This is a genomic window from Paenibacillus sp. FSL L8-0638, from assembly GCF_038593075.1.
Taxonomy (GTDB): Bacteria; Bacillota; Bacilli; order Paenibacillales; family Paenibacillaceae; genus Paenibacillus; species Paenibacillus polymyxa_D.
Window position 1 is genome coordinate 2303837 of sequence record NZ_CP151960.1, and the last position, 24440, is coordinate 2328276.

The window sequence follows — 24440 nt, forward strand, 5'->3', positions numbered from 1 at the left end:
TCGGCTTGTTTTTTTGATTATCAAGAAAACGTTTTCCTTATGGCTTGGGATTGTAGAGAATAACAAGGGAAAAGGAGCATGAGCATGAGAAGTTCGAGCGATATTGTTGTAATGGGAAATGAGGCTTCAAAGCAAACCGGTTCAAATATTACGCTGAAAGAAAAGATGGGTTATGGATTCGGTGATTTTGCCAGCCAGTTGCTGTTTGCCGCCGCAATGACTTTTCTGTCCTACTTTTACACAGATGTAATCGGGATCAGCGCCGGGGTCATTGGTACTTTAATGCTAGTTGCGCGTGTACTGGATGCGTTTATTGATGTCGCGATTGGGGCTTTGATCGATAAAACGAAGAGCAGACACGGGAAAGCCCGTCCTTGGTTACTGTGGATGTCCGGGCCATTTGCGTTGTCTGGAATTCTCTTGTTCACGGTTCCAAGTGGAAATATGACGATCACTATTCTATACATTTACGTTACCTATCTGCTGATGAACATTATCTATTCCAGCATTAATGTCCCTTATGGTGTGCTTAATTCCATGATAACGCAGGATTCTTACCAGCGCTCTCTTCTTAATATTTTTCGTATGTCTCTGGCGAATATTGGTGCCTTGTTAATTAATTATTTCACCCTTCCGTTAGTGAAGTCGTTCGGCGGCGGTCAAAAGGGGTGGATTTTCACCTTTATTCTGTTTGGTTTGCTCGGAACCTTCTTATTTCTCGTTACCTTTTTCAGTACCAAGGAAAGGGTTACTCCATCTGTTGTACAGAAGCCAATTCCGTTTGGACGTGCTTTTGGAGCGCTGATGCGTAATAAGTATTGGAAATTGATTCTTGGGTTTGCTGTGGTCTATTTCATAAATAACTCACTGGGCACAGGTATGAATATTTACTACGCACGTTATGTGTTAAAAGACGCCAATCTGATTGGGGTGCTCGGCATATCCTTACTCCTTCCTTCCCTGCTTGGTTATTTGTTATTGCCTCCCGTCGTCAAGCGGATCGGGAAACGAAATTCATCCATTATCGGAAGTATCCTCCTGATTGTGGGATCGCTTGTTATTGCCGTCAGTCCCGCAAGTCTTATGGCGGTCTGCCTGGGACTCGTTATTAAAGCGCTTGGACATGCCGCTATTCTCGGAACCTTCTTTGCCATGTTGTCAGATACCATTGAGTATGGCGAATGGAAGACAGGGATGCGCACCGAAGGACTGGTGTACAGTGCGGGTAGTTTCGGCACAAAAGCGGGAGGCGGTTTCGGAGCGGCACTCATCGGTTGGGGACTGGCATTGGGAGGATATGCTGGTGGACAAGCTACAATCAGTGCCACAGCGCTAGCGTCTATTCATTTCATGTTTATCTACGTTCCAATTATCTTGGCTGCCCTGCAAATTGTATTGCTGGCATTTTACAACCTAGATAAATTATTTCCCGGTATTGTCAAAGAGCTTGAATTCTTAAAAAACGCTAAATAAGGAGAGGAAAGCAAATGGAGAAGAAATGGTGGAAAGAAGCCGTATTCAAACCATTATCCACTAAAATTCTTCCTGAATTCTTTACTTCCTTTTCAGTTTCTATTCTTTGAATCTCATATTTATCAGAACTACAAGGTAGGTCAACTAAGTTTATGAAGCTCAATGTCTGAGAAGCCCCTACTTTAGGCTTAGGAAACGTTAGCTGAATTAAAGAGCGGTAGTCTAGAATTTTAACTATGAAAACCAAGATGTTTTTTTCTTGACCAGTTTTAAAAAAAGGACTATACATCAATCTTGATGATGTTATAGTCTTTTTTTGATAAGAAATTATTATTTTAACGAGGTCTACCTGAACGAAAACCACAAGAAGGACGTTCTGCAATGGACAATCGAATCATGTTGAATACCACGCTTATCAAGCTGAGAACTTTTAATGTCATCATTTTGCCCGGACGAGAACGGAATGAACAGGACAAAAGGTCAGTCTATTTTACAGATCCAGACGGACATAAGTATGAATTCCACACAGGACAATTGCGGGACCGCCTGGAATATTATAAAATGAAAAAGCATATGACTTTTTTTGAATGAGTAATTGTTATCGATATAAATGATATAAGTAATAAGTAAGTAATGATTGGGTTCGCATTTAGGAGGAATACGAAAGGATGTCACTGTCTCAGGAAAACGCTTCCAAGCAAGCGCAAGTCGTTAAAACGATGACGGTTTTTGCAATCACTTGGCCGATCTTTATAGAGATGTTGTTTCACATTTTGATGGGTAGCGTGGATACGTTCATGCTAAGCCATGTTTCTGATGAGGTTGTATCGGCTGTGGGTGTGTCCAGACAGTTGATTGAATTTACGATTATACTTTTCAATCTGCTTGGTCTTGGTGTAGGTGTGATCATTGCTCAGCTATTGGGGGCGCAAAAGCATGTCGATGCAAGCCGTGTTACGGCTTCGGCACTAACCTTTAATCTGGTGTTTGGTCTGGCATTGAGCTTGATGTTTATTGTCAGTCGGGATTTTTTGCTATCCTTTTACCATATTACCCCGACGATTAAGGAAAATGCAGAGATTTATATGATGCTGGCAGGGGGTTCGCTGTTTCTGGAAGCGCTCATGCTAACCGCAGGTCCGGTTATTCGATCGCATGGTTTTACCAAAGATACGATGATCGTGGGCATTGGTATGAATATTTTACATATTGTAGGAAATGCATTGCTCATTTATGGCTGGTTTGGTCTGCCGCAGATGGGAGTGGCGGGAGCAGCGATTTCAACGGTTATTAGCCGTGTTGTAGCATGTGTCTGGATTTTTCTACTGCTGTACAAGCGTGTAAGTGCGCCGATCCGCATCCGGTATTATGTACAGCTACAATGGAGTAAGCTGGTAGCCATTCTGAAGATTGGTATTCCTGCCGGGCTGGAATGGTTGTCTTATCAGCTTAGCCAAATGATGGTGACCCGGTTTGTCAGCTTTATGGGTACAACGGCAATCGCAACCCATTTTTATTCGAATACAATTGTGTACTTTTTTATGGTATTTGGAATGGCTGTAGGGGAGGGGACGGAAATTATTGTTGCCCGCCTGATTGGAGCAGGAGACAAGGAAAAAGCCTATCATCAACTTTTACGGAGCCTGAAATGGTCTTTGATCATTACGATTGCTGTAATCGTGGTAGTATCCTTTTTCCGATATGAAGTGATGGCGATCTTTACAGATGAGCCGGCGATCATTCAATTAGGGGCAGCGATTTTGCTTTTCTGTATATTGCTGGAGCCGGGCCGAGTGTTTAATCATGTTGTCATTAACTCCTTGCGAGCAGCGGGAGATGTTCGGTTCCCGTTAATGATGGCCATAATTTCAATGTGGGGGATTAAAATCCCGTTAGCATATGTGCTGGGCATTCATATGGGATATGGAGTGCTGGGTGTGTGGATTGCACATGCCTGCGATGAGTGGGTACGAGGCATTTTCCACTATTTACGCTGGAAGGGCCGGAAATGGCAGCACAAATCGCTGTTATCCAAGGCTGAACTTCAGGCGGAATCCGTCTAAGGCTGATAGAGAACCTACAACAGACATTCTCCAAGCGAATTGGGGGATGTCTGTTTTTTTACAAAAATAAGCAAAATGGGGATGTTCAAAGTTTTCAAAAATTGCTAGAATATAGTAACCTCGAATGTAGTAGAGGTTTTCAAAGTTTCAAAGACGGGTGGTTTCCGATTGAATCCATGAAGGAGGGAATAGGATGGAACGTAAAGTGCATATCATTCCTTACCAAGTGATCAAGCAGGAGCAACAAGTGAATGAAATACCGCGAGGTGTAGAGCTGATTCAGGCTCCTGCGGTATGGAACCAGACTCGAGGCCAAGGCGTGAAGGTGGCGGTGCTGGACACGGGCTGTGATTCGGACCATCCTGATTTGAAGGCGCGCATTATTGGCGGACGGAATTTCACGGATGATGATCAAGGTGATCCGGAAATTTTCAAGGATTATAACGGTCATGGCACGCATGTGGCAGGAACCATTGCGGCAGCAGAAAATGCGGATGGTGTCGTGGGTGTTGCTCCAGAGGCAGACCTGCTCATCATCAAAGTGCTAAACAAGCAGGGCTCCGGTCAATATGACTGGATTATTCAAGGCATCTATTATGCGATTGAGCAAAAGGCAGATATCATATCGATGTCACTTGGCGGTCCTGAAGATGTGCCAGAGCTGCATGAAGCAGTAAAAAAGGCTGTAGCTAGCCAAATCTTGGTCATCTGTGCAGCTGGAAATGAGGGAGACGGTGACGACAGAACGGACGAGCTCGGCTACCCCGGCTGCTATAATGAAGTGATTAGCGTAGGCGCTATCAATTTTGACAGGCACGCCTCAGAATTCAGTAATTCTAATAATGAGGTGGATTTGGTTGCACCCGGAGAAGATATTTTGTCCACCGTTCCGGGCGGCAAATATGCGACTTTTAGCGGAACTTCGATGGCTACTCCGCACGTAGCAGGTGCATTGGCGTTGATTAAGCAGCTGGCAAGTGCGAGCTTTGAGCGTGATCTCACCGAACCGGAATTATATGCACAACTCATCAAACGCACGATTCCACTTGGCAATTCTCCTAAGCTGGAAGGCAACGGTCTATTGTACTTGACGGCAGTGGAGGAGCTCTCGCGTATTTTCGACGCACAGCGTGTAGTAGGAATACTAACTGCAGGATCATTGAAGGTTAAATAAACCGTAACTTCGGATATATAGCGGCTCTCCTAAAGGGAGGGTCGTTTTTTTGGATTTTAAATCTTAGGAAAAACTCCATTTACATTGCATTCAAATGTCGGGTAACATATATCTCAAAGATAGGCATGAGTCAGAAGTGGAGGATTAATATGAACGATATCATGGCGCAAGCTGGCGAGCTTAGACGAACAGGGCAAGCAGAGGAAGCACGAAAACTTCTTTTGAAGGCATTAGAACAGCAGCAAAATGATGCAGAATTATGGTATCAGACCGCTTGGACACATGATTCATTGGGCTTAGAGAGGGAAGCAGTACCCTATTATGAAAAAAGCCTGGGTATGGCATTATCCGCAGAATCAAGGAAAGGAGCCATCCTGGGATTAAGCAGTACATATCGTGTATTGGGGGATTATGCCAAGGCGAAAGCATGGTTGGACACAGGAATGGACGAATTTCCGGATTACAGACCGTTTCGGGTATTTTACGCGATGGTATTATATAATCTGGGGGAATTCGGGAAAGCCATGCAGGAGCTACTAATGGAGGTGGCTGAGACGACCTCGGATTTATCTACACAGGAGTACTCACGTGCCATTCAATATTATGCAGATAAACTGGATCAGATCGAGACATAGGTGGACCGGAGTGAGAGCATAAGCAGTAATGTATATATACGCTCGTACATAAAAAGATCACAGTCAGAGAGCAGTAATTCTCTTTCCTGACTGTGATCTTTTGCTGTTTATTGTTTGGCTATAGGGTCTGTAAATTGATGAGTTAAATAGCTGCGATTACTGCGCACCTTCAGTAACGGCGATTTCCTTCTCCAGGTTTTCTCTGGACAGGTTGGCCTTCAAGTAATCCGGAGTATCGGGCAGGACCAGGTGCAGATTGGATTTCTGACAAATGCGGATGGTGCACTTTTCGACGATAAAATCAAAGACATGCCCACCCCCAGTGCGTTCATCGTTAATAAAATGCAGATGAAATCCGGCTACCCCAATACCTTGAGCATAGGCAGGTGTCCAAAAACCTGTAATCACCCCAGAAGCGTCGTTAAAAGAGAACGTAGGCTGAGATTTGGTCGCTTCGATAAAAGGTTTGTAAGGCTTCACCTGGTGAGGGACGGTACGTGTCTTTACTTCACGAAAAGTGCCATCCATACGGAAGGCATAGAACAGATTACGGCTTGGAAACAACTTTAACAGCAGAGCTTCCAGCTCTTCACGATGCATGGGACGGTCAATAGTATATGTGAAATCTTCATGGAAAAAGGTGACGGTGGAAAAAGGTGTGGTTTCTTCCGGTTTTACGCGATGGGCCGTACCGTCTGGAAGCAAGTGATAGAATTCACCATCGAACGCGATCATCTCGCCATTCAGTTGATCAAAGGTACCAATCCCAAAATCCCCGTGCTTTTGCAACTCCTCAAAGGCAACAACTCCGTCATAAAGACCATCTAATAGAGCGAGCATAGTGGACGTTTGGTAAATATCATGGTCAGTTTCTTGCTTGGTTTCCAGTCCTGCAACGGTCATGGTAATACACTTCCTTTTGTAATTGTATGCATTTATTTTCTTTCTTTTTCAATAATAAACGTAAATTTTCAGTAAATAACGAGAATAACTCAAAAAAATCATAAAAAATAACGTTTTGCTCCATAATTGTCACGAAACCGTCACGAGTAAGTCTTGGTAAAGGTTAGTTTAATTGATTTGGCAGCAGTTTACGTCCCAACTGGATATTATCTTGATAATTAATCGGGATATCAACAACCACAGGACCATCCGTATGAAGTGCCTGCTGCAATACACTTTCCAGTTCTTCAGGAGAGTGCACGCGTAATCCGGTGGCCCCGAAGCTTTCAGCATATTTCACTACATCAACATCTCCAAATTTTACACCGGAAGTTCTGCCATATTTAATCTGTTGTTGAAATGCGACCATGTCATAGGTACCATCTCTCCATACGATATGCACTAGCGGAGAGTTAAGACGTACAGCGGTTTCGAGCTCCATGGATGAAAACAGAAATCCTCCGTCTCCAGAAATAGAAACGACTTTTTGACCGGGGTTGACGAGTGTGGCAGCAATCCCCCAAGGCAGTGCTACGCCCAACGTCTGCATTCCGTTGCTGAATAGAAGGCGCCGCGGTTCATACGAACGGAAATATCGTGCCATCCAAATGTAGTGTGAACCAACATCACAGGTGACAGTGACATTATCGTCGATCAGGCTGCGCAGTGTACGAATAAATTGTAATGGATGAATCAGATAATCGTGACTGTGTACAGGAACAGCTTCTTGCTCGTTTAGATCATGACGAAGACGATTTAATTGGTCGCAGGAGGCTTTAGGTAGCTTTAAGGTAGGCAATTCTTCTGCAAGGCCACTCACAATCAGGGCTATATTCCCGATAAGCTCGTGATCAGGTTGATAATCATGATCAATATCTGCTTGATGATCATCCAGATGAATAAGGGTTCGGTTCGCAGGAATATTCCAGTTTTTTGGATCATATTCAATAGGATCATAGCCAATCGTCAGTACCAGATCTGCCGCTCCAAGAAGCATGTCACCCGGCTGATTATGGAACAGACCGACTCTCCCAAAATAGTGGCTTTCCAGCTCCCGGGAAATGGCTCCAGCGGCCTGAAAGGTTTCAACCACAGGCAAATCCGTGTTTCGAATCAGTGCACGGATGGCTGCTGTAGCTTCGGGTGTGCTGGCTTTCATACCGAGAAGGAGTACGGGCAGCTTGGCTTTTTTGATTTGGCCTGCAACTTGTTTGATGAGCTCGGCGGGTGCAGTTCCAAGCTGGGGAAGGAAAACCTTCTCAATGGCGGTTACTTCGGATGACGAAGTCAACACGTCCTGCGGCAGACTGACAAATGTGGCTCCAGGCTGGGCTGAGGTCGCAATCCGAAATGCATTAGTAATTGCTTCCGGTACACTATCAGGATGTTCTACTTCTACACTGTACTTGGTGATGGGTTCGAAAAGTCCGGCGTTATCCATAGATTGATGCGTGCGTTTCAGGCGTTCTGATCTTGGGACTGCACCAGCAATGGCGACGACAGGATCACTCTCTGCATTAGCGGTGACGAGTCCTGTCGCCAAGTTAGACGCGCCTGGACCGGAAGTAACAATGCATACGCCCGGTTTACCTGTTAAACGACCGACCGCTGCTGCCATAAAGGCGGCATTTTGTTCATGACGGCATATGATCAATTCTGGACCCCGATCTTGAAGAACATCAAAAACAGAATCGATCTTGGCACCTGGAATGCCAAAAATATGCGTAACCCCTTGCTTGATCAAACAATCGACAACAAGGTCGGCTCCTTTTGTATCGGATTTGGTTTTAGTTTTAGTTTGAACAGCTTGAACTTTGGTACTCAATGCTACCACCTCTTCTTTTCATCTTTGAAATAAACCAATGAAATACTTTCAATGTAAAACAATGGATGTATATTACAATTATAATGCAATAACTGGTATTTTCAAGAAAGAAATTTTCTGAAAAAAAGAGAAAAACACATAAAACGTTTTCAAAGTTTGATTTATCGGGGAAAATTAAAAATTGTAGAATTTTCTTTTGGTATCAGCTATCGGGAAAATATAGAACAGATCTGCTCCAAATGGCAGTAGGCCATTTTTTTTATTCGCTCACATGATAAAAATCACTTTCGTCTACAAAGGATAGCGGTTACAATGTAATTGTTGTTAACGTAAACATTAAATTTAAAGTGAAGTAATCCGGCTTGAAATGATGTGCAGGTATCGTATTACAGCTATATCATCTTGCCTAATCACGAGATCTGCTATGTGGTGGAGAATGCTATTATTGAAAAACGAGTACAGTACAAGAATTTTTGTTAACGTTAACAATTTGTTGAGAAACACGATTATAGAAGGGATGAGAAAGTAATGACTAAAGCGTTTTTAGACGAAAACTTTTTGTTGAGCAATCCAACGGCTGAAATCTTGTATCATCAGTACGCCAAGGATATGCCGATTATTGACTATCATTGTCATTTAAGTCCACAAGAAATTTATGAAAATAAAGCGTTCAAGAATATTACGGAAGCTTGGTTGTACGGAGATCATTACAAGTGGAGACTTATGCGGGCCAATGGGGTTGAGGAACGCCTGATTACGGGGGATGGCGAAGATTATGACAAGTTTATGGCTTGGGCCAAAACCGTACCTACACTAATCGGCAATCCGCTGTACCATTGGACGCATTTGGAGCTTCAACGCTTTTTTGGTGTCTTTGAGCTGCTGAATGAACAGAACGCACCAGTGATCTGGGAAAAGGTAAACCAAAAGCTGCAGGGAAAAGGCTTTGGCGCACGTGATCTGATTGTGAACTCGAAGGTAACTGTGGTGTGCACCACGGATGATCCGACAGACCATCTCGAATACCACAAACAAATCAGCAAGCTGACCGATTTCCCAGTCGCAGTGTTGCCAAGCTTCCGTCCCGACAAGGCTTTGGAGATAAATCGCGAAACTTTCCGGCCTTGGGTGGCTCGGTTGGGTGAAGTCAGCGGACTGGATGTTTCTGGCCTGGAAGGATTTTTGAATGCGCTGGCGAGCCGGGTGCGCCATTTCCATGCTGCCGGAGGCCGAGTATCTGATCATGCGCTGGATACTGTAGTCTATGAAGAAACGACACGGGAGGAAGCTGCAGCCATATTCAATAAGGCGCTGGAGGAAGGCCATGTGACTCCTTTAGAGGAGGCGAAATATAAATCGTACGTTCTGGTTTTCCTTGGCAAACAGTATGCAGAACATGGCTGGGCTATGCAATACCACATCCACGCGCTGCGTAACAACAACACTGCTATGTTCCGTCAATTGGGACCGGATACAGGCTACGATGCCGTAAATGATGGCTCTATCGCTCGTCCATTGGCGGCATTGCTGGACGCACAGGAGCTGGCAGGAGGATTACCGAGAACCATTTTGTATTCGCTTAATTCGGTTGATTATCCAGTACTGGCAAGTCTCGCGGGTTGTTTCCAATCCGGTGGAAATGTGGGGAAAATCCAGTTTGGCACGGCATGGTGGTATAACGACCATATCGAAGGTATGCAGGAGCAGATGAAGTTGCTGGCTAACTACGGGGTGCTGTCCCGCTTTATTGGTATGCTGACGGATTCCCGCAGCTTCCTCTCCTACACACGCCATGAATATTTCCGCCGTATACTCTGTGACTTAATTGGAACGTGGGTTCAGGAGGGTAAGGCGCCTGAGGATCTGGAGCTGCTCGGAGCCATGGTACAAAACATTTGCTACAACAACGCCGAGCAATATTTTAATTTCCCAACGGTTGTTCATAGTAAGTGAAACTACGCCCTAAGGCGAGGACTCACTAACTTCATAAGAAAGGGCTCTTGCCGGGAGCTTGTTTCAAAACTCCCGGTAAGAGCAATTAAAAATAAAATAGTTATCAACTGAGGATTTTGCAAAAATCCTGAACTAATTATGTGAAATTAATTACAAACATAGAGGAGTGTGTAGGTATGGGAGTGCCTATCGTGCAGGAGAACGTCCAAACTGACAACAAGACAGGCGAGCATATTAGCCTGAAAGAAAAGATTTCGTATGGTATGGGTGACTTTGGAAACGGATTCATGTTTGATTTGGGGCAGTTGTATTTGCTGAAATTTTTTACAGATGTAGCAGGGGTTTCTGCAGGAGCCGCCGCAGGCATTTTCTTGGTCAGCAAGCTATTTGCCGCCGTCTGTGATCCCATTGTCGGGTCCTTTGTTGATTATCGCAAACATATCGGTACACGTGGAAAATTTAGACCTTTTCTTATTGTTGGAAGCGTTATCCTTGCAATTCTTACGGTTCTAACCTTTATATCGCCGAATATTTCACCCACAGGAAAACTCATTTACGCCTATGCGTCCTATATGATCTGGGGGATCGGCTACTCTATTGTAAATATTCCATACGGCTCGCTAGGTGCCGCTATTACACAGGATACTCATCAGCGTGCTTCATTGTCATCTTTCCGTCAGGCGGGATCGCTGGGCGCATTATTCGTCACCAGTGTCGTTGTCATGCCGCTTATTTTACTATTTCCTAACCACCATGTTGGCTATCCGGTTGTGATGGGGATTATGTCACTCATTGGTGTGATCGCTTTCATCATATGTTACCGAGGAACGAAAGAACGTATTATTAGCCAGTCCGGGCCAAAAGAGAAGCTATCTATAGGCGTTATTGTGCATACTTTTACGAATAACAAGCCTTTGCTGGTGCTCGTTTTGATGACGATTTTCACTATATCCGCGTACAATATTAAGTCCGCTCTGCTGATCTATTTTGCCGAATATAACTTGGGGCACGTAGAGTTAATGGCTTATATGAATTTTATTATTATCGGTTCGTCGCTACTGGGTGTATTGTTCCTGCCCAAGCTGGTACGGCGTTTCGGTAAACGAAAAACAGCCATACTGGGGATGCTGGTTAGTGTCATTGCCGACTCCATTAACTTTTTTATGCCTTCAAATGTATACATTTTCACAATCCTGGCCAGTATTTCGTTCATTGGTATTAGTATTCCTAACGGGGTGACCTGGGCATTCGTGTCCGATATTATTGATTATGGCGAATGGTCATCCGGGGAGCGTAAGGAAGGGATTACTTACTCGTTATTTAACTTTTCACGTAAGTTGGCTCAATCCTTGTCTGGCTTTCTATCGGGTATTGGACTAGCGCTCATCGGGTATGTTCCGAATGTGGTTCAGTCCTCTGGAACGCTGCTTGGGATCAAAGCATTACTTTGTCTCTATCCGGCTGTTGCCCTGGCTTTAGCCATGCTGGTCATCGGTAAAATGTATAAGCTGACGGACAGCAGACATGCAGAAATGGTTCAAGAATTACAGCGTCGACATGCGGACAACCGCGTATAATTTGTGAAAGTCTTCTTTTCCGGGCGGCTCCTGTGGTATGGTGGGTATATAATTTTTTTAGAGCCTCACTAAGGAAAGGATACGTATATGGCAGCTACCATTAAAGACATTGCCAAATTGGCTAATGTTTCCCATACAACCGTTTCCCGGGCGCTCAATAACAGCCCGCTGATTAAAGAAGATACGAAACGCAAAATTATGGAGTTGGCAGAGCAACTCAATTACATTCCAAATTTTAATGCCAAAAGCCTGGTTCTCCAGCGCTCGCATACGATTGGCCTGTTTTTCACCAGCATTTCAGAAGGCACCAGCTCCAGTTTTTTTGCCGATACCATCCGCGGTGTTAATCATGTCATTGGGGTAGATTACAATCTGTTTGTGCGAGGAATTGACGATTACGCTGATTTTTCGGCCATACACCGCAAGCGTTTTGATGGTATCATTCTGATGAGCCAGAGCGAGGCGGACAACCCTTTTATTTATCATGTGCTCGGTCAAGGCATTCCGCTTGTTGTTCTGAATCGGCAGGTGTCCGGGGCGGGGATTGTAAACGTGATTTCTAATGATAAAGAAGGGTCCTATGAAGCGGTCTCCTTTCTCGTTGAAAGTGGGCATGAACGCATTGCGATCATCGAAGGGGTAGAAGGCTTCAAGTCTACCCAGCAACGCCGCGAGGGTTTTATGAATGCGTTGATTGATAGTGGTAAGCCCATTCGACATGAATATATCGTGCAAGGTCATTATGATACTGAAAGTGGTAGCCAGGCAATGAAGCAATTGCTTTCCTTGCAGGAGCCGCCGACAGCGGTATTTTGCTCTAACGATGATATGGCTATTGGGGCAATGAATGCGGTATTCGAAAACGGCTTGAAGGTACCAGAGGATATCTCTGTCATTGGTTTTGACGATATCGGGTTCTCAATGTATACGACTCCACCGTTAACAACAGTCAAAAGACCGATTGAGCAGATTAGCGAGCGCGGAGCCGCCTGCATTCTGGAACGAATTCAGTCACCGTCCAATGAGGGCGAGCTTATATTTATGGAGACCGCGCTCATGAAGCGGAAATCAACGGCAGGCAGACCACACTAAGTTTCGTTTGATTAACAGGCAGGCCAAAGGGGCAGAAACCATGCTAGATATATGGTTTCTGCCCCTTTTAGGCTGAAATGCGTTCTGCTTCGTCTATATTTAACGAAAGAGATTGGTTTTAGCCAGTTCTACAATCTCGTCACCACGTCCGTTTAGCATCGCTTTCATCATCCACAGTGTAAATCCTTCTGCTTGTTTAAGATTAATTTTGGGTGGCATGGATAGCTCCTGGCGGTTCACCACCACGTCTACCACAACAGGGCCATCATGAGCCAATGCTTGCTGAATGGCATCTTCCAGCATGGTCGGATCTTCAACCCGGATGCCCTTGAGTCCCATGGCTTGCGCTACAGCACCAAAATCAGGATTCACCAGTTCAGTACCGTTTTCCAGAAATCCGGCCGCTTTCATTTCCAGCTCGACAAAACCGAGAGCGCCATTATTGAAAACAATGACTTTGATAGGCAGCTGATGCTGCTTCAGGGTGAGCAGGTCGCCCATCAGCATCGTGAGTCCGCCATCGCCTGAGAGGGCAATCACTTGTCGGTCAGGCTCAGTGGCCTGTGCTCCAATCGCTTGTGGTAACGCATTTGCCATCGTGCCATGGTTGAACGAGCCGAGAAGCCGGCGCTGACCGTTCATCTGCAAATAACGCGCCGCCCATACAGTGGGAGTACCGACATCACAGGTGAAAATAGCATTTTCCTGCGCGGCGTCACTGATGACCTTGGCGAGATATTGCGGATGGATCGGCGTATGACCTGGTTTACCGACAGCAAGGTCATCCAACTCCTGGCGTACCTTGGTATAGTGGGAGACGGTTTTCTCTAGATGCTTGGAATCATGCTCTGACGTTAAATGCGGTAGCAGCATTTCCAACGTGGCTTTTACATCCCCGCATAAACCATACGTCAACGGAGTACGTCTGCCCAGATGGGCTGGCTCTATATCTACCTGTAGGACAATCGCATCTTCAGGGTAAAATTGTCTGTAAGGGAAGTCTGTTCCGAGCATAAGCAGGGCGTCACAATCCATCATCGCATGGTACCCGGAAGAATACCCGATCAGTCCCGTTAATCCAGCATAATAAGGGTTGTCATACTCCAGATATTCCTTGCCTCGCAGAGCGGATACCATGGGGGATTTTAACTTGTCACATAGCTGCATGAGCAATTCATGAGATTGTGAACAGCCGGCGCCGCATAGTAGCGTAATTCGTTTGCCTTGATTCAAATATTCGGCCAGTCGGGAAATTTCGGAAGCTGACGGATGCACTACAGGTGTAGTGGGATGGTAGACATGTTCAGGGACGGGTACCTTTTCCGCCCCCAATGCTGCTACATCACCGGGAAGAACAATGACGGAGACACCTGAACGTGAAATTGCCTGTTGAATGGCCATGGTCACCGTTCTGGGAATTTGACGCGGTGTCGTAATAACTTCACAGAAGTGACTGCATTCTCCGAAAAGATGCTCAGGATGCGTCGCTTGAAAATATTCACTTCCGATTTCGTCGCTTGGAATGTGAGCGGCAATAGCCAGTACAGGCACACGATTGCGGTGACAATCATATAAACCATTAATCAGATGCAAATTTCCGGGACCACTGCTTCCGGCACATACAGCAATGCTGCCACTAAGGTCAGCATCCGCTCCGGCTGCAAAGGCAGCCACTTCTTCGTGCCTTACATGAATCCATTCGATTTGACCATTGCTGCGAATGGATCCACCATATTATTTAGAGAATCTCCAACAATGCCATAAATCCGCTTGACCCCTGCATTGACCAAAACTTGTACAATAGTATCTGCAATTGTCTTCATAGATGTTCCTCCTGCCTAGTAAGTAGTGTTAGCCTGCCCGTGCCTTCTTGCGTCTATTCTTCTGAATTGTATATAAGGACAAGGTCTCGGATAGGGTGATAGTTAGCCTTAACCGTCTTGGCTCAGCAGCGAAACAACAGAAAGAGGTTCATATACTTGCCAGTTGTTATGCAAAACTCTTATGTTAACGTGTTCATATTATTGTCATTATTATTTTTCTGAAGTAAAAATGTTGAGAAAACTATTTTGTTAACGTGTGCATTGTGCTAAAATAACGTTGAAATCATTATGGTAATAGTGGGAGGATACTCCGGATGAAAAAAGTAGATGAATTAGACCAATTAAACAGAAAAAGCTTTATCGTTACAGACCCGCATCCTGTGAGGGTGCTGCAATTCGGGGAAGGGAACTTTCTGCGTGCTTTTGTAGACTGGCAATTTGACAAAATGAATAAGCTGGCAGAATGGAATACGGGAGTTGTGATTGTACAACCGCAGCCAGGAGGCCTCGTGGAGAAGCTTAACGAGCAGGATGGCCTGTATACGGTTATTCTTGAAGGGATTAAGGATGGGAAGGCCATGAAGGAGCATACCGTTGTGGAGTGCGTCTCTCGTGGGATTAATCCGTACGGCTCAGATTTTTTGGAGTATGAAGCACTATCCCAAAAGCCGGAGCTGCGTTTTGTTGTGTCGAATACGACGGAAGCGGGGATCGCTTATGCCCCAGACGATCAGCTAGAAGATCGTCCGCAAAAGAGCTTCCCGGGCAAACTGGCTGCCTTTCTGTATAAGCGCTTTCAATTTTTTGGGGGCGATCAGAGCAAGGGACTGGTCATCATTCCGTGCGAACTCATCGAGCGTAATGGAGACGCTCTCAAGGAAATCGTGCTGAAATATGCGAACCAATGGGAGCTTGGGGCTGAGTTTATTGCATGGATAGAGGAAGCAAATACGTTCTGCAACAGTTTGGTGGATCGAATTGTACCAGGTTATCCCAAAGACCGAATTCATGAAATCCAAGCGGAATTGGGTTACAAGGACGATTTGGTTGTTGTGGGCGAACAGTATCATTTATGGGTTATTGAAGGTCCACAGTGGCTTAAAGAGGAATTACCTACTCATTTGGCTGGATTGAATGTCCTGATTGTCGACGATATGGCGCCATATCGTACACGGAAAGTGCGCATTTTGAATGGAGCACATACGGCGCTTACACCTGTAGCTTATTTATATGGCCTGGACACGGTGGGGCAGGCGGTTGAGCATGATATTATGGGCAATTTTATCCAGTCGCTGATTCGAGAAGAAATTATACCGACGCTGGATTCGCCAGAAGCGGAATTGAATGTATACGCCGACGATGTTATTGAGCGGTTCCGTAATCCATATGTAAATCATTATGTTATGAGTATCGCACTGAATTCAGTGTCCAAGTTCAAGACACGGAACTTGCCATCCTTGCTCCAGTATGTGGAACAACGTAAGGAGCTGCCTGCCAAAATCGTGTTTTCACTGGCGTCCTTACTCGTATTTTACCGGGGTGATAGAAATGGCGAGTCGATTGCGTTGGCAGACGAAGCTGAAGTGTTGAGCACGTTTGGTGAACTGTGGAGTAAATATGACGGTACTCTCGCCGGGGCGAAGCAATTGACTGAGCGGGTACTCGGCAAGCAAACATGGTGGGGTCAAGATTTGAACCAGATCGAAGGGCTGGCTGAACAAACTGCACAGCACGTGTATGAAATTACAAGCAGAGGAATGAAGGAGACGCTCGATTCTCTAACCGGGAACAGCGTGCCCAGAGCATAAGCAAGGAGGAAACCGGAATGCTGGAATTCATTCAAATTCATAATCAAGATAACGTGGCTGTCGCCTTGCGTGATTACAAGCAGGGAGAAACACTGGCATGGGGAGCACAAGAAGAACAACGGGTGGAGCTAGCCGAGGATGTAGCACGTGGGCATAAAATCGCCTTGCAGGATATACCTGTAGGTGGGCATGTTCTGAAATACGGATATCCCATCGGTCATGCCATTCAGCCCATTCAGGCAGGTCAGCATGTGCATACGCATAATACGAAGACGAACCTGACAGGCGTAGAAGAGTACACTTATAAGCCTAAGCCAGCTCCTCATTTATATGAACAGGAGAGTCGTACGTTTCAAGGTTTTCGGCGAAAGGACGGTCGTGTGGGGATTCGCAATGAGTTGTGGATTGTGCCGACGGTCGGCTGTGTGAACGGGATCGCTGAACTTATTTTAAACCGTTTCAAGCAGGAAGTAGGAGATATTTCACCTTTTGAAAATGCACTTGTGCTCAAGCATAACTATGGTTGTTCTCAGTTGGGTGACGATCATGCACATACGCGCACGATTTTGATCGATGCCGTGAAACATGCGAACGCAGGTGGCGTACTTGTACTGGGTTTGGGCTGTGAAAACAATGAAATGAAAGAATTTAAAGAAGCTATCGGGGAATATGATTCGGAGCGGGTAAAGTTTTTGCTTTCCCAAGATGTGTCGGATGAAGTAGAGGAAGGGGTAAGGTTGCTTCATGAAATTTTTGCGGCTGTGCAAGAAGATCAGCGGGAACCTGTACCATTGTCTGAGCTGAACATCGGCTTGAAATGCGGTGGATCTGATGGCTTATCGGGTATTACTGCCAACCCACTACTCGGACGATTGTCGGATTATATGGCAGCGCAAGGTGGAACAACGGTATTGACAGAAGTACCTGAAATGTTCGGCGCGGAAACGATTTTAATGGAGCGCGCTGCCGATGAGCAAGTATTTGGTAAGATCGTACATCTGATTAACGATTTCAAACAATATTTTCTGGATTACAAGCAGCCAGTATACGAAAATCCGTCACCGGGCAATAAAGCAGGGGGCATTACGACGCTGGAGGATAAATCACTGGGCTGTACGCAAAAATCCGGGTCTTCCACGGTCACTGATGTCATTCAGTACGGGGAACGTCTCAAGACCAAGGGACTCAACCTGCTCAGCGCGCCGGGCAACGATCTAGTGGCATCTTCAGCTCTCGCCGCAGCGGGCTGCCAACTCGTCATTTTCACAACTGGACGCGGTACGCCGTTTGGCTCCTTTGTTCCGACGATGAAGGTATCAACCAACTCGCCGTTATATAAGGCTAAACCTCATTGGATCGACTATAACGCCGGTTCATTGGTGGAGGATGTCAGTATGGAAGATGCGCTCCGCAACTTTGTCGATTACATCGTCGATGTAGCCAGCGGAACATGGGTGAACAATGAGAAAAACAATTTCAGGGAGCTCGCTATTTTTAAAAACGGTGTTACGTTGTAAAAGGCTGTAGTCTAAGGGAGGCGGAATTACTCCGCTTCCTTTTTTGTGTTTGTATGCTTCTAAATAGGCATGTTAGACTTACTGCAAAACATGCAATATCGATATTTAAATAAGGGGGAAGTACCGTGCAAAATGAAATTATTGCTTATCGGGAAGAAAATCATGATCAACTCGTTGATATTTGGCAGCGGGCTGTACGCCGGACGCACACATTTTTGGCGGAAGAGGACATTCAATTTTATCATCATATCGTACGCAATGGTGTTTTAAGAGAACTTGAAGTTTGGATGGAATGGAATACAAGTCAAGAACCAACAGGTTTTATCGGGCTGGACGGATTAAAAATAGAGATGCTGTTTGTGGACCCTGAACACCATGGGCAGGGCATAGGCAGCCGACTCATCCAGCATGCTGAAAAAATAAAAGGGAAACACCTCAAAGTGGACGTGAATGAGCAGAACGAGAAAGCGTATGCTTTCTACAGACATTACGGCTTTGTACAAACGGCGCGATCTGCACTGGATGGATCAGGTAGGGCATTTCCTTTGCTTCACATGGAATTGAACAAGTGAACGATCTACTTTCGTTAGTATTTTAAAAATGGAATATATTATCATAATGCACTTGTCATATGTTTGAATTCATGGTATAACTTAATTACGTAATAAATACGTAATTAAGTTATTTTTAGTTGGGATTTAGAGCTTACTTTTGTTTGGTGAATATAAAAAGTCAGACAAGGAGGCGGGAATAGTGGATGATCTTGTTCACTCCGACATCACAGATCTAGACACACTTGTCAACATGATTAAGCTGTCTTTTTCATTTGCGGACGGTGCCAATATGATTGCTTTATGCGACCGGCTGTATAGCCATGTCAACCAAAAGTATCAGGAATTGCAGCTCTACAAAGCGCGCAAGAAACCTATACAACCCATACATACCAAACGGCCGCTAGTCTACTACTACGGCTACAGTCATCTCATGAAAGGCATGGCTTTCCAAAAACAGGGCAAGTATGAGGCCGCTCGCGATTGCATCGAAAAATATGCAGAATTGGGCTGGTTTAATGGTCTTGATCAATATGGGGAAGCAGAGGTGGAATATTACCGCTATGCTGCCAGAGCTAATTTGTATGCCCTTGATATTTTGTCAGGCCATGCCGAAGTGTTGCAGGAATATATCCAATTTCTTCGTAACAATCCGGAAGAGCTGTTACCGGGGCTTCTTTCCATCGTTGAGGGAGCGTCGAGATACGACTATTCTTTAGAGGCTGTGCTAGAATCATTTGCCGAACAAATTGAAGGTTTTAAATATTTTGAAGAGCCTGTGAATGTATCTTATTATTTTCGCTTCTGCTATCAACTGGCTCTTTACTATATCAAGCAACAACAGTTTACGGTTGCGTTGGGCTATATCCTGCAATCTCTCATGCTGTCCGATACCCTGGGTATGGAACATGAACATGAGTTTAGGAAATGTACCGCTGTATTTGAAATTTTCAGATCCCAAGCTACAGCAACACAGCAAGACCAATATATAACTATTTTAAAAGGAGTGTTAAAGGATGAAAAAATTGATTTCACGCCCTCTGTCGCTCAGTCTGTTTAGTTTGCTAGTGTTTGTTACAAGTCATGATCTCATCACGGTGTTTTATCATGGAGCCAATCATTAAGAAGGCAGAAGTACAGTAGGAAATTAGTTGTTTTAGCAGGTAGGCAGTTGATTGGAAAATATGATGTGGAAGTACACCCAATAGCAAGTAAGCTCATTAAGGTCAGGGCTTACTTGCTATTTGGCGTATGATGAAGACCGATCATACCGTATATATAACGCGGTACATGTCCCAACAATATTTAAGCTGTCGTAGGTTTATGTAGTAAACCCTGTTCTGATGGATGCAATGAAATCCTTGTCTGTTGGTAAACCGGGAATGGTTCTTCTGTACTGTATGATCTGCTTTTTAACGCTGTATCCAGTGCCCGTAGCAAGGAACCTATGAATTGCTCTGGAGAAAAGAAAATACTTTTTCCGACCATATGAATGTGAAGCTCGTTATGGTCACGGTTGCTTACGGACAGCAATATACCTTGACCTTGAAAACCCGTACCGATGGCGCGTATTTTGTTTATACCCGAGAGTAACATTTCCGTCTTCACCGCACGCCCCTGTTCCTCCACAAATACAGAAATCAGGCGTTTGTCTGTAACGATAACAATTTGGTTACCCCGAAATGTATGACTCAGGTGTAGAAAATCTTTATATACACCAATAGTCTGCTCATGCGGAGAAACAATCCCCATCCGTACAAACTCCTCCAGCTCAGTGACATCGGGTTCCTGATGATTTTTAATTCGTTTTTTGATACTGAACTGAATAGTCAGGATACCCAAGATAGCAATGAGGAAAGCACTAAGTCGGACGTTAAATATAAAGAACATCAGGACAATAAGGCCGCCTACTAACCACTGTCCCCAAGTTAGATAGCGCAGCTTTTGTTGTACCGTACGGCGATAATAACCGTAGCCCTTTCCCGGTTGATACTCTTTAGTAAACTTCGTCATACCACGCATCATGGTTAACCCATAGATTGATAAGACTGTCATCCCGAGTGACAAGAGCGTCATAAGCCATTCCTGAGCTGCAATGCCAACTAAAGTACACAGACCAAACATGATGAGCCCCGCCCAGCAAGCAAACTTTTTAATTCGAACCTGTTTCTGAATCGAACGAACCAATTCTTCCATTATTAATCCTCCTGATCTAGGTATATAGGTAATGATTGGAATCATATATAGTCTTATCGTACCATCTGATAGTCTTTTTCGTAAATTAATAGATGTAAAAATCCAAAGTATGGAAGAAAATTATCGCCTATAGTCAGATCCCCACCTGAACTTTAGATACCAAAATCAAAAAATCCAGTACTACTCATACGAAGCAGAAGCCTTTAAAATAATAAATGTAAGTGCTTACATTGCAAAGAAAGGAGGTCTTCGTATGAGTACAGGAGGGAAGAATCTGCAGCCACAGCGGCCGGTTCGATCGGGAAGAGGAGCATCACTAGCGCGCAAATGGGTTCAACAAAGACATTTGCAGACTATGGCGCTGCTTGGGGTGGTATGGATGATTATTTTCCATTACATTCCGATGTACGGTATTTTAATTGCGTTCAAACATTTTGACATCATTGGAACCATATCAAGCGCACCTTGGGCAGGGTTAGAGCATTTTCGGGCCTTTTTGGAGGATGATAACTTTTGGTACATTGTCAAAAACACACTGGGCATTAGCCTGCTCAAGCTGGCGATCGGGTTTCCGTTACCTATTGTATTTGCTCTGTTTCTGAATGAGATTCGGTCTACACGGTTCAAAAAATCTATTCAGACCATTTCGTACCTTCCGCACTTTTTATCTTGGGTCATTCTTGGCGGGATCTTAACGACGTGGCTGGCAGATACCGGGATGATCAATCAACTGTTGCTAGCCTGGGGGTGGATTGACCAGCCGATCAGTTATTTGGCAGAGCCGAGCTATTTTTGGGCTATCGTCGTTAGCTCGGATATCTGGAAAGAGCTTGGATGGTCAGCTATTATCTATTTGGCAGCCATGGCGGGGGTATCTACGGACATGTACGAAGCGGCCACCATTGACGGGGCCGGACGGTTTCAGAAAATGTGGTACGTCACACTTCCCGCTATCAAGGGGACCATATCCATTTTGTTTATTTTGGCGGTCAGCGGCATATTGAACTCCAACTTCGATCAAATTCTCGTCCTGCGTAACTCGCTGAATGAAAGTGCAAGTAATGTAGTTGATATTTATGTATATCAGGTGGGTATTCAGCAGGGCCGTTTCTCTTATTCTACCGCAGTGGGTTTGCTAAAATCGGTTCTTGCTCTCATTTTGCTGCTAATTGCCAATTCGGTGACCAAACGGGTGAATAATACATCCCTATTTTGAAGGAGGACGGGTGCATGCAGCTATTGCAACGTAGAACAGCAGGCGAAGCGATATTCGATTTCATGAACAACGTCTTCATGCTGATCATTTGTTTTGTGACATTGTATCCCGTGTGGTATGTGCTGGTGAACTCCTTTAACGAAGGAGCAGACGCTATGCGGGGTGGCATTTACTGGTGGCCGAGAGTCTTCAGTCTGGGCAGCTATCAGGCCGTATTTGCTAACAACGGTATTATGACTGCGATGGGAGTGACTATTGCCAAGACGCTTATCGGCACGATTGTTCATGTGTTTTTTACCGCTATGATTGCATATGCATATTCCCGTAAGGAGCTGATCGGGCGCAAGCTGTATATGCTGATTGGTACCATTACCCTGTTTTTCGGTGGGGGATTGATTCCAACGTATTTGCTGATTCGTGATCTCGGACTGCTGGACAGCTTTTGGGTGTACATCATTCCTGCGATGTTCAGCTTTTTTGATCTTATTATTTTTATGGCTTTTTTCCGAGAACTGCCGGATGCACTGGAAGAGGCGGCGAAAATAGACGGTGCGAATGATTTCGGTATCTTCTGCCGAATCGTGCTCCCTGTATCCATGCCGGTAGTAGCGACGATTGCGTTGTTTCATGGGGTATACCAGTGGAACGATTATTTTACCGGAATGATCTATATTAATAATACGGATCTTCAGCCGATTCAGACGTATTTGTACCGGGTTGTTGCCCAATCCAGCTCTAATCAAATGATGGCTGCTGCACCGGGGGGCGTTGCCCAGTCCGTCACTTCGCAATCGATCAAGCTGGCGACGATGGTCGTGACGACATTGCCCATTGTACTGGTATATCCTTTTCTGCAGAAGTATTTCGTCAAGGGTCTGATGATCGGATCGATCAAGGGTTAGCACATCATCCAAGGGGGAGATTTATGATGAACATTCGCAAATGGCAGAAAGGGCTGTTGGCCGTCGTGCTGCTGATAGGACCGCTCGCGGGGTGTACGTCCGGTGGAAGTGGCGCTGTCACGGAATTGAAGGACGAGAAAACTAAGGCTTCGGCAGATACGCCAGGCTGGAAGGCGGATACAGAGCCGATTACGTTTGACTGGTATTTGAATTTTTCCTGGTTCCCGAACAAGTGGGGAACGGATATGACCTCGAAGTATGTTACGCAAAAGACTGGGGTCAGCGTCAATTTTATCGTACCCGCAGGGAATGAAAATGAAAAGCTCAATACCATGTTGGCCTCCGGCAAACTGCCTGATTTTGTCACGCTCAGTTGGGGGGAAGATGCAATCAAAAAAATGATCGAGGGTAAGATGGTGCTCCCACTTAACAAGTTGGCCGAGAAATATGATCCATATCTGATTAAAGTGGCAGACCCGGCTAAAATGTCATGGTATCGTCAAACGGACGGGAATGTATATGGGTATCCTAACGCGTCCTCTTCACCGCAAGATTACCAAAAATACGGCCAAAATTTTGTCTCCAATCAAACGTTTATGGTTCGGAAGGATATGTACGAGGCGATTGGCAAGCCGGATATGAGAACACCGGAGGGATTTTTGAAAGCGCTTCAAAAAGCAAAGGAGAAATTCCCGGAGATAAACGGTCAACCGCTGATCCCGATAGGGTTCCACGAATTTACGGATAACGGAAATTATTCTTTTGAAGACTATTTACTTAATTTTTTAGCCGTTCCACATGAGAAGGACGGAAAGCTGTACGACCGTCGATCGGACGAAGAGTACATTCGCTGGCTCAAAACATTCCGTCAAGCCAATGAGCAGGGTCTGATCGCCAAGGACGTATTTATCGACAAACGTCCGCAAATGGAGGAGAAGGTGGCACAGGGACGGTATTTTGCCATGCTATATCAGCGCTCTGATTTTGCTACACAACAGGTGACGTTGCATGCGAAAGATCCCAACTCCGTCTACATTGCGGTGGATGGACCTTCCAACAGTAAGCTGGACCCGCCGACGCTGGCCGGGCCGGGCATTTCCGGGTGGACGGTGACGCTTATTTCGAAGGATGTCAAAGACAAGGAGCGGGCTATTGAATTTCTGACTTATCTGATTAGCGAGGAAGGGAATCGCGACCTGTATCTGGGGGAGCAGGGAAAGCTGTGGGACACAGTTAACGGTAAGCCAGCCTTCAAGCCGGAAGTACTGGAGCTACTGAACAAGGATCGGTCTGCATTTGACAAAAAGTATGGCGCCTCCTTCACTTTCTGGATGCTGATGGATACAAATATGAATTTGCAGTGGGCGCCGCCCAGTGTCGAGCCGTATAAGCAGCCTGAAGATTGGACGAAAGGCAAGACCCACAGCTTCTCTCAATATGAGAATATCAAACCGACCGGAACCTCGGCAGAAGGCATTGCGTCAGGCCAGATAGACAAAATTTGGGGCAAGGCATTACCGAAACTGTTGCTGGCTTCCTCGGATGAGGAGTTCGATCGGCTGTTTGCCCGCTTTTTGGAAGACCGCAGAAAAGCAGGCTATGACAAGGTATTGGCTTATCAGCAAAAAGCCTATGAGGAAAACCTTAAGAAAATTGAACAGTTCACCAAATGATTTAATTCAATAACTTAATC

At 45.2% G+C, this 24440-nt stretch carries 17 protein-coding genes and 2 pseudogenes; 15 read left to right on the forward strand and 4 right to left on the reverse strand.

The genetic code is table 11. From position 1 onward, the window contains the following. Positions 1-84 precede the first annotated feature (84 nt). The 5 genes and pseudogenes from MKY35_RS10590 to MKY35_RS10610 all read left to right on the forward strand — a co-directional run bounded on the left by MKY35_RS10590 (position 85) and on the right by MKY35_RS10610 (position 5345). Positions 85-1473: a glycoside-pentoside-hexuronide (GPH):cation symporter gene (locus MKY35_RS10590; protein WP_342446319.1), complete on the forward strand. Its 1389-nt coding sequence runs from the start codon at positions 85-87 to the stop codon at positions 1471-1473. A gap of 432 nt (positions 1474-1905) precedes the next feature. After that, a pseudogene (locus MKY35_RS10595) lies at positions 1906-2064 on the forward strand (metallothiol transferase FosB); the annotation flags it as partial. A 77-nt stretch (positions 2065-2141) separates the two neighbouring features. After that, positions 2142-3536, forward strand: a complete 1395-nt coding sequence (locus MKY35_RS10600; protein WP_342446320.1) for an MATE family efflux transporter — start codon at positions 2142-2144, stop codon at positions 3534-3536. Between the two features lie 193 nt (positions 3537-3729). Continuing rightward, positions 3730-4710 (forward strand): S8 family peptidase, encoded by a 981-nt coding sequence (locus MKY35_RS10605; RefSeq protein ID WP_342446321.1) that lies wholly within the window; start codon positions 3730-3732, stop codon positions 4708-4710. 149 nt (positions 4711-4859) lie between these two features. Next, entirely contained in the window at positions 4860-5345 is a 486-nt protein-coding gene (locus MKY35_RS10610) for a tetratricopeptide repeat protein (protein ID WP_039273453.1), read from the forward strand. 156 nt (positions 5346-5501) lie between these two features. Here MKY35_RS10610 and budA read toward each other — a convergent pair whose 3' ends face one another. Both budA and alsS read right to left on the reverse strand, forming a co-directional pair. Further along, positions 5502-6248, reverse strand: coding sequence for an acetolactate decarboxylase (budA, locus tag MKY35_RS10615; protein WP_029519072.1), 747 nt, complete (start codon positions 6246-6248; stop codon positions 5502-5504). A gap of 163 nt (positions 6249-6411) precedes the next feature. Beyond that, positions 6412-8121 carry an acetolactate synthase AlsS gene (gene alsS / locus MKY35_RS10620; RefSeq protein ID WP_342446322.1) on the reverse strand — a complete coding sequence of 570 codons (1710 nt, stop codon included), beginning with the start codon at positions 8119-8121 and terminating at the stop codon, positions 6412-6414. Between the two features lie 519 nt (positions 8122-8640). Here alsS and uxaC point away from each other — a divergent pair. From uxaC to MKY35_RS10635, 3 genes are all read left to right on the forward strand, one after another. Further along, the gene (gene uxaC, locus MKY35_RS10625; protein ID WP_342446323.1) at positions 8641-10065 is read left to right on the forward strand and encodes a glucuronate isomerase; all 1425 of its coding nucleotides are present in this window, start codon (positions 8641-8643) and stop codon (positions 10063-10065) included. A gap of 176 nt (positions 10066-10241) precedes the next feature. Next, a complete protein-coding gene (locus MKY35_RS10630; protein ID WP_029519077.1) occupies positions 10242-11642 on the forward strand; it encodes an MFS transporter in 1401 nt (466 codons plus the stop codon). Between the two features lie 87 nt (positions 11643-11729). Next, the gene (locus MKY35_RS10635; RefSeq protein ID WP_029519078.1) at positions 11730-12734 is read left to right on the forward strand and encodes a LacI family DNA-binding transcriptional regulator; all 1005 of its coding nucleotides are present in this window, start codon (positions 11730-11732) and stop codon (positions 12732-12734) included. Between the two features lie 99 nt (positions 12735-12833). Here the strand turns inward: MKY35_RS10635 and poxB are convergent. Next, positions 12834-14557, reverse strand: a pseudogene (gene poxB, locus MKY35_RS10640) (ubiquinone-dependent pyruvate dehydrogenase). 314 nt (positions 14558-14871) lie between these two features. On the opposite strand from poxB, the gene MKY35_RS10645 reads away from it, so the two are divergent. From MKY35_RS10645 to MKY35_RS10660, 4 genes are all read left to right on the forward strand, one after another. After that, on the forward strand, positions 14872-16365 hold the full coding sequence (locus MKY35_RS10645; protein WP_342446324.1) for a tagaturonate reductase: 1494 nt from the start codon (positions 14872-14874) through the stop codon (positions 16363-16365). A 17-nt stretch (positions 16366-16382) separates the two neighbouring features. Then, positions 16383-17882, forward strand: coding sequence for an altronate dehydratase family protein (locus MKY35_RS10650; RefSeq protein ID WP_342446325.1), 1500 nt, complete (start codon positions 16383-16385; stop codon positions 17880-17882). A gap of 125 nt (positions 17883-18007) precedes the next feature. Beyond that, positions 18008-18454: an acetyltransferase gene (locus MKY35_RS10655; protein WP_342446326.1), complete on the forward strand. Its 447-nt coding sequence runs from the start codon at positions 18008-18010 to the stop codon at positions 18452-18454. 181 nt (positions 18455-18635) lie between these two features. Next, a complete protein-coding gene (locus MKY35_RS10660; protein ID WP_165147354.1) occupies positions 18636-19493 on the forward strand; it encodes a DNA-binding protein in 858 nt (285 codons plus the stop codon). 245 nt (positions 19494-19738) lie between these two features. On the opposite strand, the gene MKY35_RS10665 is transcribed toward MKY35_RS10660, so the two are convergent. Further along, the gene (locus MKY35_RS10665) at positions 19739-20629 is read right to left on the reverse strand and encodes a hypothetical protein (protein WP_342446327.1); all 891 of its coding nucleotides are present in this window, start codon (positions 20627-20629) and stop codon (positions 19739-19741) included. 253 nt (positions 20630-20882) lie between these two features. On the opposite strand from MKY35_RS10665, the gene MKY35_RS10670 reads away from it, so the two are divergent. Genes MKY35_RS10670 through MKY35_RS10680 form a run of 3 tightly spaced genes read left to right on the forward strand, consistent with a single transcriptional unit; the run spans position 20883 to position 24420 of the window. Continuing rightward, positions 20883-21845: an ABC transporter permease subunit gene (locus MKY35_RS10670; protein WP_342446328.1), complete on the forward strand. Its 963-nt coding sequence runs from the start codon at positions 20883-20885 to the stop codon at positions 21843-21845. A gap of 14 nt (positions 21846-21859) precedes the next feature. Further along, entirely contained in the window at positions 21860-22747 is an 888-nt protein-coding gene (locus MKY35_RS10675) for a carbohydrate ABC transporter permease (RefSeq protein ID WP_029519089.1), read from the forward strand. 26 nt (positions 22748-22773) lie between these two features. Next, a complete protein-coding gene (locus MKY35_RS10680) occupies positions 22774-24420 on the forward strand; it encodes an extracellular solute-binding protein (RefSeq protein WP_029519090.1) in 1647 nt (548 codons plus the stop codon). Positions 24421-24440: the final 20 nt, after the last annotated feature.